8 protein-coding genes and 1 pseudogene are annotated in these 11971 nt (G+C 75.9%); 4 read left to right on the top strand and 5 right to left on the bottom strand.

Annotation, left to right across the window (positions count from 1 at the left end; all coding sequences use genetic code 11):
* Positions 1-842: 842 nt before the first annotated feature.
* From ACFY61_RS23835 to ACFY61_RS23815, 5 genes and pseudogenes are all read right to left on the bottom strand, one after another.
* Complete coding sequence (locus ACFY61_RS23835) at positions 843-5816, bottom strand: DNA-binding protein (protein ID WP_389474848.1); 4974 nt, start codon at positions 5814-5816, stop codon at positions 843-845.
* Positions 5813-6673 (bottom strand): DUF4132 domain-containing protein, encoded by an 861-nt coding sequence (locus ACFY61_RS23830; RefSeq protein WP_389474847.1) that lies wholly within the window; start codon positions 6671-6673, stop codon positions 5813-5815. Before ACFY61_RS23830 ends, ACFY61_RS23835 begins: the two co-directional genes overlap by 4 nt.
* 309 nt (positions 6674-6982) lie before the next feature.
* Positions 6983-8188, bottom strand: a complete 1206-nt coding sequence (locus ACFY61_RS23825) for a M20 family metallopeptidase (protein ID WP_389474846.1) — start codon at positions 8186-8188, stop codon at positions 6983-6985.
* A 157-nt stretch (positions 8189-8345) separates the two neighbouring features.
* A pseudogene (locus ACFY61_RS23820) lies at positions 8346-8423 on the bottom strand (hypothetical protein); the annotation flags it as partial.
* A 228-nt stretch (positions 8424-8651) separates the two neighbouring features.
* The gene (locus tag ACFY61_RS23815) at positions 8652-9806 is read right to left on the bottom strand and encodes a hypothetical protein (protein ID WP_389474845.1); all 1155 of its coding nucleotides are present in this window, start codon (positions 9804-9806) and stop codon (positions 8652-8654) included.
* Between the two features lie 157 nt (positions 9807-9963).
* On the opposite strand from ACFY61_RS23815, the gene ACFY61_RS23810 reads away from it, so the two are divergent.
* From ACFY61_RS23810 to ACFY61_RS23795, 4 genes are all read left to right on the top strand, one after another.
* The gene (locus ACFY61_RS23810) at positions 9964-10149 is read left to right on the top strand and encodes a hypothetical protein (protein WP_389474844.1); all 186 of its coding nucleotides are present in this window, start codon (positions 9964-9966) and stop codon (positions 10147-10149) included.
* A 55-nt stretch (positions 10150-10204) separates the two neighbouring features.
* A complete protein-coding gene (locus tag ACFY61_RS23805; protein ID WP_389474843.1) occupies positions 10205-10402 on the top strand; it encodes a hypothetical protein in 198 nt (65 codons plus the stop codon).
* A 306-nt stretch (positions 10403-10708) separates the two neighbouring features.
* A complete protein-coding gene (locus ACFY61_RS23800; protein ID WP_389474842.1) occupies positions 10709-11236 on the top strand; it encodes a stress protein in 528 nt (175 codons plus the stop codon).
* Between the two features lie 98 nt (positions 11237-11334).
* Positions 11335-11868 (top strand): stress protein, encoded by a 534-nt coding sequence (locus ACFY61_RS23795; protein ID WP_389474841.1) that lies wholly within the window; start codon positions 11335-11337, stop codon positions 11866-11868.
* Positions 11869-11971: the final 103 nt, after the last annotated feature.

The following is an 11971-nucleotide window of genomic DNA, read 5'->3' as shown; positions in this document are numbered from 1 at the left end:
GCCCGCCCAGGCCCCGACCGGCACCCCGCCACGGGACTCGGCCAGCACCCGAACGAGGCCCAAGCGGGGCCCAGGACCGGACAGGCACCCGGCCCGGCCCGGCCCAAGAGCGGACCAGACCAGGCCCGGCCAGGGACATGACCGAGGGCCGACCGGAGCCGGCCAACGGGCCCGGACGAGGCCCCCTGCCGGGACCCGATCGGACCGAGACGGCCCGGAGCAGACGCCCAACCGGGCCCAAGGAGCCTCGCAGGGGCCCGACCCCGAGGCCTGGCCGGGGCCCCGGCCAGGCCCGAACAGGGGCCCGACCGTGGCCCGGCCGGAGCCGGCCACGGGCCTGGACGAGGCCCCTGACCACCACCCGGGCGAGACCCCGGTCAGAGCGCCCCGGACCCGGACACGGGACCGACCGGGACCCGACGGGGGCCCGGTCTGGCCCCGGACGAGGCCCCGACGAGCCGGACCAGGCCCGGCGAGGACCTGGACGAGGCGCGCCCACAGCCCCCAACCGCAGGCACCCGACCCGAGTCCGACCGGCGCTCCGACAGGAGCGCTTGGAGCGGATGCGCCCCGGCGGGCCGGACGGTCCGCGCCGGACGAAGCCCGGATGAACCTGGACGGAAGCCGGACGGGGACCGGACGGGGACCGGACGGAACGCCGGACGGGGGGCCGGACGGACCCCAGGGGGACCGGCCGGACCCCGGACAGAACCCGCCGGACGGACCCCGGAACCGCACCCGCCGACGGACCCCGGACCGAACCCGCCGGACAGAGCCCCGACAGGGGGCCGGACCGGACCCCGGAGGGCAAGCCCGGATGGCCCTGGATCCGACCCCGGGGGTCAGCGGCGGCGGCGGGTGCGTTTCACCTTCAGTTCCTCGAAGCGCGGCCGGTCGCCGGCCCCCGTCCGCTGCCAGGCCCGCGCGTACAGCTCCGCCGGCGGTTCGTGTGGGACGAGGGCGCCGAGCACCGGCCGGCCGTGGCCGACCGGACCGAACATCGGCAGCTTCCACTCCTCCACCGGCAGCCCGGGCGACGCGAGGTCCGCCCAGCCGCCGGGCAGGAACAGCGTCCGGCCGGCCCGGCGGCGGTCGCCGGACACCACGAGGTCGGTGGCGGCGAGTTCGGCCCGGGCGGCCTTCAGCCGGGCCGGCTTCCAGCCCGTCCACCGCGCGGTGTTGCGGTCCGTCGGGTCGGGCATGGCGAGCAGCATCAGGTACAGCGCCGCCGCGTCCGTACCCAGCCCGTGCTCCGCGGAGGCCTCGGCCACCAGCCCGGGCACGGACCGCGAGGGGTCCTGCGGCCACCAGGTGCCGTCGGGGCCGGCCTCGCCGGCGACCGGGGCTCCCGGGTCGGCCAGCAGCCGGGCGAAGGCCGGGTCGCGGGCCAGGCGCAGAGCCGTCTCCAGGGCGCCGGGCCGCTGGTCCTCGCCGCGCAGGGCGGCGAGGTAGGGGTCGGAGCCGGTGGAGTCCAGCAGGGCGGGCCGTACGGCGGGCTGCGGCCGTCCGTCGTGCGTGGACAGGAACACCGCGCCGTACCGCTCGTACTCGGGGGTGGTCTCGGTCGGCGTGCCCGCCGCGACGCGGAACTGGGCCAGGTCCACGTAGTGGCCGTAGGCCAGCAGCAGACCGGGCGCGGCCAGGCGGGCCCGCAGCGCGGTCAGCGCGGACGGCAGCGCCGCCCGGTGCGGGTCGCCGGCCGGCAGCCGGTGGGCCAGCCAGCCGGCCGTGGCCATCGCGCCGGTCAGCACCGACGAGGTGAACGGGTCGGTCGCGGGGGCGGCGGGGGTGGCCCGGTCGCCGTCGATCCGCCAGTCCACGTCCGTGCTGAGGGTGTGGGAGCCGGCCGGGTCGAGGAGTGCGGGCAGTGCCCGGTGGGCCGGCCAGCCGCTGGACACGGCACGGGTGGCCTCGGCCGCGAGCCAGTCGGGCACCGGGGTGCGGCGGCCCACGCGGGCGTTCCACAAGTCGGCGGCGGCCGCGGCGTCCGGACCGCGGGTCCACAGCTCTTCCGGGGCGGCGGGCAGCAGTGCGGCCAGCACGGCCCGGCGGACCTCCTGCGGGACGGCGCGGAGTTCGTCGCGGGCGGCGGCGGCCTCGGCCACCTTGAGGCCGAGCGTGGCGCGGAGGTCGGCGGGCAGGAAGTTCCGCTCCCAGCGGCCGATCCCCGGCATGCCGGCCACGACCAGCGCGGCCAGCGCGCCGGACGCCCCGGTCAGCCGGGAGAACTCGGCGGCGGCCTCGGGCCGGTACGGGGCGGTGCCGTGTTCCCGGGCGGCCGCGAGGAACGCCGCCGCCCATCCGGCGGGCCGGGAGCGGTCGCCCACCGGGGCCGTGCCGCGCACGGTGTAGGGGCCGGGCACCTCGAAGCGGCCTTCCGGGTCGTGCAGCAGGGCCCCGTACTCGCGGCCGTCGGGCACGTCCCGGTGGTACTCGGTGATGCCGAGGGCCGCGCCGCCGCCCAGCGGCAGGACGCTGCGGTGCCCGCCGGAGTGCTCCGCGCCGTCCGGGGTGCGCAGGTGCGGGGCGTCCAGGTGGACGACGAGGCGCCGCCAGTGCGGCGCGGAGCCGGCCACGGAGGTGAGGTCCAGCGCGTCGGCCCGCGCCAGCAGGGTGAGCAGCGCCTCCCGCTGGTCGTCGGGGATCCCGGGCACGGCGGCCCGGTAGGCGAGGACGGCGGGCTCGTCCAGCAGGTCGGCGAACGGCAGCCCGGTGTAGGGCAGGGAGGGCAGGTCGAAGTGGAGGCGGCCGGGCACGGCGGTGGCGGTGGTGTCCGCGCGGGCCGTCTCCAGCTGCGTGAGGAAGAGGTGGGAGACGTCCGCGTCGGAGCCGTAGCGGTAGTAGCCGCCGTCGAAGACGCCGCCGAGCGCCTCCCCGACGAGCCGGTCCGCGGGGCCGCGTTCGCGTACGGGCGCGGGGGCGGCGGACGGGTCCAGCCGGGCGGCGACGGAGTCCAGGGACTTCTGCTGGGCCAGCGCGAACCGCAGGTGCCTGACCACGCCGGCGAGCAGTTCGGGCGCGGTGAGCTCAGGGAACGCGGCGGTGACCAGGCCGGGCAGCTCGGACAGCTGCCCGGCCGCGGCGGCCGCCTTGAGCAGGGTGCCGGTGGCCGCGTCGTCGGCGGCGCGCAGCGCGGCCGATCCGCGGGGGTCGCGGGGGCGCAGGGCGTACCAGAAGTCCTCCGGCGGCAGCGGTCCGCCGGCCGTGCCGGTCAGGCCGCCGTCCGCGTCGGCGGTGGCGGTGACGACGCCGTCCGGGTCGGTGATCCGGGTCTGCCGCCACTTGCTGGTCAGTGCCCGGGGCCGGTCGTCGCCGGGGAAGGCGAGGGCGGCGAGCGGCATGTCGGAGCCCTCGGGCAGGGTGACGGTGCGGCCGCCGGTGTCCTGGGCGTGCCAGCCGTTCCCGTGCAGCCGGACCGCGCGCCAGCCGAGCAGGCCGCCTGCGGCGGGGCCGAGGGCGGAGCCCTCGACGGTCGGGGCGGGCCTCAGCCGCGCGGAGCGCCGGGCCAGTCTGGCGCCGGTGTGGGCGGTGTGGCCGGTGTGGGCGGCCGTCGCGTCGGCGAGGAACGCGGGCAGGGAGCGGCGGCCCACGGCTCCGGTGGCGGGGTCGTACTCGGCCCAGCCGCTCTGGTCGGGCTGGTCGTCGCGTTCCCACACCCAGTACGAGGTGCCGTCGGACAGCAGTTCGCGTTCGGCGGGCAGCCGGGTGTCGCCGCGGTGCAGCACGCCGCCGCCGGTGGTGCGGCCGCCGCCGGGCAGTTCGAGGCTGAGGTGGTCGGAGCGCAGCGACCAGTACGCGGGGGCCCCGTCCAGGGTGAGCACGGTGTCGGGCGCGGTGTGCCAGTACCCCTGTACCTGGTCGCGGCCCCAGGTGGTCCAGAACACGAGCAGTGCGCCGTCGACGTAGTGGAAGCCGTACCGGTAGCCGGAGCCGTTGGGGCCGCGCAGGTCGTGGGTGAGGACCGTGCCGTCGGCGTCGATGACGTGGACCCGGACGGTGTTGGCGACGATCAGGTACGGCCAGGCCTCGACCACGGTGAGGCCGTTGCGGTCGTCGCGCGGGGCGAGGGCGGCGACGGCCTCCTCCCAGGCGGGCCAGGTGAATTCCTCGAAGAGTCCGCCGCGCAGGGTGCGGGCGAGGATCGCGCCGACGTCGGTGGCGGCGGCCGCGGCCACTTCCCGCGGGGCGAGGGCGAGGGCCTCGGCGGGCAGCCAGGCCAGCCGGCGGATCGCGTCGGGCAGCGCGGGCAGGCCGCTGGCGGCGGAGTTGCGGGCGACCTCGGTCATCCACTCCGTCAGCATGGGGCGTCCGCCGGGCGAGGCGGCCAGGCGGCGCATGACGGCGGCTCCGGTCGACGCGTCCCCGAAGGAGTAGGCGCCGGCCCTGAAGGCGGGGCGGAAGCGGGGGTCGGCGGCGAGGGCGACGAGGTCGCGGGGGTTGTCGCCGCGGGCCCAGTCGGCCAGGTTCAGCTGGTCGTGGCGGTTGGGGTGCTTGGGGTCCGGCGGGTCGGCCACCGGGACGTCCAGGGCGAGCAGCAGGTCGAGCAGGTCGACGTCCTCGACGCCGACGCGCAGGGCGCCGTCCTGGTCCGGGCGGGCGGCGAGTTCGGCGCGCAGCCGTCCCGCGGCCCGGGTGACGAGGTCCAGCAGGGCGGGCGGGGTGGGGCGGGTTCCCCAGCCGCGGTGCCGGGCCGCGTGGTAGCGCTCCAGCCAGCCGGCGGCGCCGTCGGGGCAGCGCTGCTCCTCGGGTGCGTCCGCGTCGGTGAGGCCGGCGGTGGCCCCGGACTCCTCCAGGACGGCGAGCCACAGGTCGCTGAGTTCGCCGTCGTCCCCGGGCGGGGTCATCGCCAGCAGGGTGCCCCGGACGGCGGGGACCCGGCGGGCGAGGGCGACCAGCGCCGACCGGTGGGTCTTCCACCATCCGGCCGCGGCGCGCAGGGTGGCGGGCAGCGGCAGGAGTTCGGCCAGGTACTCCTGTTCGGGTTCGGTGCCGGTCAGGCCGGCCGCGCGGGCCAGCCGGCGGAGTTCGGTGGCGGCCTGCGCGGACGGGGCGAGCCCGCCGGCGGTGCGGCGTACGCACAGCCGCCGGAAGCGTTCGAAGGCCTCGGCGGGCTCCAGCCGGGCGGACAGCTCCTTGGCGTAGGCGGTGAGCACCTTCACGGGGAGGGCGCCGGCCAGGGCGAACTCCAGCAGGACGGCGTCCAGGCGGTCCTCGTCCACGGGCAGCCCGTGCCGGGCCTCGCTGGTGCGGGCGCGGGCGAAGAGCTGGCCGGCGTACGTGGTGTTCTCGACGGCGAGGAAGATCCGCGCGGCCTGCTCGTAGAAGACGGGCAGGAAGTGCGGGACGGCCGCGGCGAGCCGTCCGGCGAGTTCGTGGCAGGCGTCCAGCGCGGCCTTGGGCTTGGACTTGGCGTGGCGGGCGAGCCGGTCCAGTTCGGGGACGACGGCGAGGGCGTGGTGCCCGTCCTCGGGGTGGTGGACCAGCACCCACTCGGGGAAGCCGAGCGCCTGGCGGCGGCCCAGGCCGACCACGGCGGGTGCCTCCGCGGGCTCCAGTCCGAGGAATCCGGCGGCGAGGTCCTCGGCGGCGCCGAGTTCGGCCGCGGCCAGCCGGACCACGACCCGGTCCTCGCCGAGGGCGGGGTGCCGGTAGGCGCGGGCGGTGAGTTCGACGGCGGCGGGGCCGGCTCCGCGGGTGCCGGGCGGGAGCACCGCTCCGGCGGCGAGCAGGTCCGCGGGCGCGAGCACCGGCGCGGGGGTGGCGTCGGACGCGTCGGACGCGTCGAACGTGTCGGTGGTCTGCGTGGTGGCGGTCATGCGTTCCGGCCTTCCTCGATCGTGCGGCCGGCGTAGAGCGCCGCGGCCATGCGCATCCCTTCGGACCAGGCGACCGGTCCCACGTCCGCCAGCCGCACCGCGCGGCCGTCCTCGTCCTGCCAGCTCAGTCCGCCGGTCTCGGACTCCCCGTCCCAGTACGGTTCGCCGATCCACACCGAGGCCTCGGTGCTGCGGCCCCCGTCGAGGACCTTGCAGGTGGCGTAGCCGCCGGAGACCCGGTAGCCGAGGGAGGTGGCGCGGGCGGCCAGTCCGAACCGGGAGGCGAACTTCCCGCCCGCGTAGTCCCGCACCTCGGTGGCGGTGGGCTTGAAGCCGTCGGCGGGCTTGGTCCAGGTGGCGCGGTGGATCTGCTCCACCTTCTGGGTGATGCCGAGTTCGGCGGCGAACTCCCGTACGTCGTCGAGGTCGGGCAGCAGCACGGGGTGGGGCAGGGTGACCGTGCGCGGGGTGAGCCGTACGGTCTCGCCGTCCAGGTCGACCACCTTCAGCGCGCCGTCCCCGGTGACGTCGCGGAGGAAGCCCGTCTCGTCGGGGTCGTCGCCGACGACGGCGACGTCGCGGAGCGCGGAGCTCCAGGCGTCGTCCCGCCAGACCCGTGCGATCAGGCCGGTGGGGACCGGGAGCGAGGACACCATCCAGGCGTCCACCTGCGCGACGCAGGCGGCCTCGTGGCGGTCCAGCCACTCGCCGAGCCGGCGCAGCCGGTCGACCTCGGGGTGGTCGCGGAGGGCCTTGGGCAGGGATTTCAGCTGCCGTCCTCCGTTGCGCCGCGCGGCCACGCGACCGTCTTCACCGAGGGTGATCTCGTACCCCTCGCCCGCTGTCAGCCAAGCCATCTGCCCGTGCCCTCCACCTGTCCCGACCGAATCCGCGCAGCCGGAACCAGGGCGCCAACGCCTCGGTGAGCTGCGGTATGCGGGGAGACTAGCCAGGGCCACTGACAACGCGATCAGCGGGCCGGGCGAACCGGAGGGAAGCGTTCGGGAACAGAGGGGGCGTCAGACGGCACTTCCGGACTTCCCGGGCGCGGGGCGTGGCACGTGGGACGTCAGACGCGGACGCGAGACGCGGGACATGGCCCGACAGGGCGGCGCGGCGGGGGCGCGGGGCGTGGCCGTACCGCTCCCCCGGCCGGCGGCGCGGCGTCAGCGGGCGAGCAGGGCCTCGGCCATCGCGGCGTGCAGGGCGGCGCCGGCGGCCATGGCCTCCTCGTGGAAGACGACGCGGCCGGAGTGGATGTCGGGCGCTTCCCCGGCGGGCGTTCCGGGCGGCCGGGCGCCGAGGAACGCCATGGCACCGGGGACGCGTTGCAGTACGTACGAGAAGTCCTCGGCGCCCATGACCGGGTCGGGCAGGCGGTGGACCCCGTCCGGGCCGAGCAGCCGGCCGGCGGTGGCGGTGACGAGGTCGGTGACGTCGGGGTCGTTGACCACGGGCGGGTAGCCCTCGGCGAACTCCGTCTCGGCGGTGGCCCCGTGGGCGGCGGCGACGCCCCGCGCCACGCGTTCGATCCCGTCACGGGCCGCCTGCCGGGCTGCGGGGGACAGGGTGCGGCAGGTGCCGGCGAGGGTGGCGCTGCCGGGGATGACGTTGGTGGCGGTACCGGCGGTGAGGCTGGTGACGGTGATCACCGCGGGGTCGAAGACGCTGACGGTGCGGGTCACCATCGTCTGCAGTGCCTGGACGATCTCGCAGGCCACGGGCACCGGGTCGAGGGCGAGGTGGGGTGCGGAGGCGTGCCCGCCGCGGCCCCGTACGGTGATCCGGATCCGGTCGGAGCCGGCGAACAGCGGGCCGGGCCGCAGGTGCAGGGTCCCGCTCTCGTGGCGGGTGGTGACGTGCAGGGCGAACGCGGCGTCCACGTCCGCTCCGTCGGGCTGTCGCAGCACCCCTTCCTCGATCATGCGGTGTGCGCCGCCGCCCGCCTCCTCGGCGGGCTGGAACATGAACACCACCCGGCCGGCCAGCCGCTCGCGGCGCGCGTGGAGCAGCCGGGCGGCGCCGACGAGCATGGCGGTGTGCGTGTCGTGGCCGCAGGCGTGCATGGCGCCGGGGACCTGCGAGGCGAAGTCCAGCCCGGTCTCCTCCGTCAGCGGGAGGGCGTCCATGTCGGCGCGCAGCAGCACGGTCCGGCCGGGCCGGGCCCCGTCCAGGGTGGCGGTGACCGAGCTGAGGCCCTCGCCGGTGACGACGCGCAGGGGCAGGCCGGCGAGGGCGTCCAGGACGGTGCGCTGGGTCCGGGGCAGGTCCGTGCCCAGTTCGGGGGTGCGGTGGATGGTGCGGCGCAGCTCGGTGATCCCGGGGAGCAGTCGGCGGGCCGCGCTGAGGAGGTCGGGGTCGTCGTGGTTCACCGCGACCAGTGAACCGGGTCGGGCCCGCCCCCGCACGGTCACGACACGCGGGCGGGCGGGCGGCGCGTGCCGGCGGGCGGGGTCGGCCGCGTGTGACGGACGCGAGCGCCGCGGACGTGCCGGCGCCCAGCACCATGCTCACCACCAGCAGCAGTGAACTGCTCATGGCCAGCACGAGCAGGACCAGGCCGGCCAGGGCCAGCCTGTCGGAGATCGTGACGACCTGGGTCCGCACGCTACGGCGGTTGCGGGGAGATACGAGCGGTCCCGAGGGACGGTCACGAGCTCCCCGGCAGCCGGTTCACCGGTGCCGGCCCGGCGGGTGATACCTCGTCACCTCCGCCGGACCGGCGGGTGAAACCTCGTCACCTCACGCCGGACCGGAGCGCGCCCGTCCCGCCACGGCGCGGTGCCGCGGCGGGAGGGCGGCGGCACGGCGCCGGCCCATCGGGGTCCGCGGGGTTCAGCCGCCCGCGGCGGCGTGCCGCGGGGCTTCCGGCGGTGCGGCGGGGGCGGTGGCCGCGGTCTGGGCCGGGTCCGCGTTCCCGGTCCGGGTGAGGCCGCCGTGGGAGCGGAGGGCGAGCAGGTAGCCGGCCTGGAAGCGGCTCTCCGCGCCGAGTTCGTCCATGAGTTCGGCGATGTGCCGCCGGCAGGTCCGCAGTGACATCCCGAGCCGCCGGGCGATGAGTTCGTCCTTGGCCCCGCCTGCCAGCCGTCCGGCGATGGTGTCCTGCAGCTGGGCGGAGGTGGCCGCGGTGTACGAGGCGGCGAAGGGTTCGGCGAGGCTCCAGGCGTGGCCGAAGACGGAGCGGAGGAAGGCGACGGCGGACGGTTCGCGCAGCACCACGGCCGCGTCGGGGTTGTCCCAGACGGGCAGGAAGGCGGTGGCGCGGTCGAAGACCAGCATCTTGCCGAAGAGTTCGCCGAGGGTGCGGACCTCGGCTCCGGCCGCGGTGACGGCCTGGACGTACTCCTGGGTGCCCGCGCTGTAGCGGGACGTGTGCTGGTACAGGGTGTGCAGTCGCACTCCGCGGCGCAGCATCTCCAGGTCCCTGGGCAGGGCGCGTTCCAGGTAGCCGGGCGGGCGGCCGCCGCCGGGCTGCACGGTGAGCACCTCCTCGGTGCAGCGGGCGGCGGCGTCGGAGATCAGCAGCATGACCCGGTCGCGGGACTCGACCACCTCCACGGCGCCGGTGTCGGCTCCCCGCCGGTAGGTGTCCTCGTACAGCGGGATCAGCGAACTCAGCCTGGCGCGGGTGCGTTCGAGGACCTCGAGGCGGCGGCGCAGCGCGTTCTCCTCGGGGCCGACGAGTTCGGCGGTGGCCGTGTACGGGCTTACGGCGCGCAGCGGGGCGGATCCGTCGTCCGGGTCCTGGACGGCCAGCCGGTGCCGGAGGAGTTCGGCGGCGGCCCGCTCCGCCGCCGGCCCGTCGAGTCCGAGGGCGCCGGCCAGGGCGGCGGCGGTCGCGGCGCCGTGTTCCAGCAGCCGGGTGTAGAGCCGGACAGCGGTGGGACCGAGCTCCGTGAGGCCGCCTTCCCCCGGTGGCTCGGCGGAGGAGTGCGGCCGTAACCGCCCCCGCACCCCGCCCGGCACCCCTGTCTGTTCGCTTATGTCCATTTTTGCCACCCCTCCCCTTCGTGCCACGCACTTTGCTGAGGGCCGCCCGCCCTGGACCGGGAGTTCTCCCCCGGGTGATTCTTGGGTCGTCGGAAAGAAAAGACGCCGGCAGGAATACCCGCCCGGAATTCAGTCCCAAGGTCCTCAGGAGTACAGCATGAAGTTCACCCGGTTCCTCTGTGCGGCGGCGCTGGCCACGGTCATTACGGGCAGCCTCGCCGCCGGAGCGGCGAACGCCGCCGGCTCCGGTGCGAATTCGGCGCAGCCCCCGGCCGCGTGCGAGACCCGCCCGGGGGACACCGAGTGGACCAACCCCGCGACCCACTGCCCTCCGGTCCTCTAGAGCCCTTCCAGGCCCGGCGGGTTCCCGATTCACGCGAAAGCCGCTGGAAAACCCGATGCCGAACCCCCCTCCCGGCCGCTGGGAGAATCGTTTCCCCTGGTGGCCGGCCCTGTCTCTGATCTGCGCCGCCACCTGCGCCCTCGCGCTGCACCGACGGATCACCGGTCCCGCCCCCTCTCCCCCGGGCCTGCCCCGCGGCGGGCTCCGCCCCTTCCGGGACGACGCCGCCGCCCACCTCACCACCTCGTGGTGAGGCGTGCGGGGACATGACGCCCCGCCGCCGCAATGGGACTCGAAACGTCCGTCGAGTAAATCAGCCGCACGGCACTCGGCAAGGCCCGGTCGAATGGGATCGGCCGAAATCAGGCCCGATCCTTTCCCCCGCCCGCGACCGGGTACGGCCGGGCCCGCAGGCACCCTGCCCGGCACCACCGGAAATCCCGGCGTCCGGGCCGCGTATTCACCCGCAGTCCATTCCCCCTTCGGTGGGAGCACGGCCGCCGGCCGGCCGCCACCTGCCCGAAAAATCATCGGAAACATTCACAAAAGGAGAAAAGTCATGACCATCAGCCGCAAGCGCATCGCCCTCACGCTGGTGAGCACCATCGCCGCCGCCGGCGTCCTGCTGCCCGTCACCGCCTCCTACGCCGCCGAGGCGCCCCTGGCGAAGCCCCGGCCCGCCGCCGTGCAGCCGGTGGCCCCGGGCGAGGCTGGTGCCCTCGCGGGCCGGGTCGACGTGGCGTCCGCGATCCTCGACATCACCCAGAAGATCTACAACATCGTCAACGAGGCCATCGAGCGCGGCCAGAACCGCTCCGGCTACGTGAAGTCCCTCATGGAGGGCGCCTTCTACGAGTCCGGGCAGCGCTACAACGTCATGGTCATCAACAACGCCAACCACCACACCGCCAACCTGCACGGGGTGGTCTACGACGCCAAGGTCAGCGGCATCCACGGCACCTACCGGGTGCTCGTCTTCGAGTCGGGCCAGTTCACCAACCACGGCGACGGCGGCTGGATCAACTGGGCCTTCCGCGGCTGGTTCGACCGCGACGGCGGCTACGTCAACTTCCGCCGCTCCTGGTGACACCGCGCACCGCGCCGCAGCACCCCGCCCCGCAGCACGCAGACCTCCGTACGCCACTCCCTCGGGCCACCGGCCTCGAAAGAACAGGAAACCCCGCCATGCGCCGCAAGACCGCCCTCGCCACGCTCGCCCTGACCGCCCTCGCCCTGACCGGGGCCGCGCTCCCGGCCCAGGCGGCCGAACGCCCCGCCGCCACCGCCTCCGTACAGGCCCCCGCCTCGTCCCCGTCCGCGGCGGCGGAGCGGGTGGCCCCCGCGGCGGCGGCCGGCAAGAGCGTCTCCGTCAAGGTGTCCATGGACCAGCTCGGTCGGGGCGCCGCCATCGCCGAGGCCCTGCGCTCCATCAGCACCGACGACCGCGGCGCCTTCGTCCAGGAAGCCATGAACAAGGCCTTCGACGCGGCCGGCGGCAGGCACAACGTCATGCTGTTCAACCTGAGCCAGAACTACGACGACCGCTTCAACGGCACCCGGGTCTACGCCAACGTCCAGTGGGGCAACATCCACTACGGCCTGTGGATCTTCGAGTCCGGGGAGTTCACCAACCAGGGCGACGGCGGCTGGATCAACTGGGGCTTCCGCGGCTGGTTCGAGCGCAACGGCGGCCACGTGAAGTTCAACCGCTCCTGGTAACCCACCCGCCCGCGGCCCACCTGGGGACCACCGGAACGACCCGGGGACCACCCGGAACCACCCGGAACGACCCAGTCCCAACCCGCGAACGCCAACCGGTGGC

It is taken from the genome of Streptomyces sp. NPDC012888 (assembly GCF_042900645.1).
Lineage (GTDB): Bacteria > Actinomycetota > Actinomycetes > Streptomycetales > Streptomycetaceae > Streptomyces.
Note: the sequence above shows the minus strand (reverse complement) of the source record. Positions and strands in the feature narration are given on the sequence as shown.

Excerpts from the sequence above, each read along its gene's own strand:
- ACFY61_RS23835 (WP_389474848.1), bottom strand. The coding sequence starts at position 5,816 with ATGACCGCCACCACGCAGACCACCGACACGTTCGACGCGTCCGACGCG.
- ACFY61_RS23830 (WP_389474847.1), bottom strand. The coding sequence starts at position 6,673 with ATGGCTTGGCTGACAGCGGGCGAGGGGTACGAGATCACCCTCGGTGAA.
- ACFY61_RS23815 (WP_389474845.1), bottom strand. The coding sequence starts at position 9,806 with ATGGACATAAGCGAACAGACAGGGGTGCCGGGCGGGGTGCGGGGGCGG.
- ACFY61_RS23810 (WP_389474844.1), top strand. The coding sequence starts at position 9,964 with ATGAAGTTCACCCGGTTCCTCTGTGCGGCGGCGCTGGCCACGGTCATT.
- ACFY61_RS23805 (WP_389474843.1), top strand. The coding sequence starts at position 10,205 with ATGCCGAACCCCCCTCCCGGCCGCTGGGAGAATCGTTTCCCCTGGTGG.
- ACFY61_RS23800 (WP_389474842.1), top strand. The coding sequence starts at position 10,709 with ATGACCATCAGCCGCAAGCGCATCGCCCTCACGCTGGTGAGCACCATC.
- ACFY61_RS23795 (WP_389474841.1), top strand. The coding sequence starts at position 11,335 with ATGCGCCGCAAGACCGCCCTCGCCACGCTCGCCCTGACCGCCCTCGCC.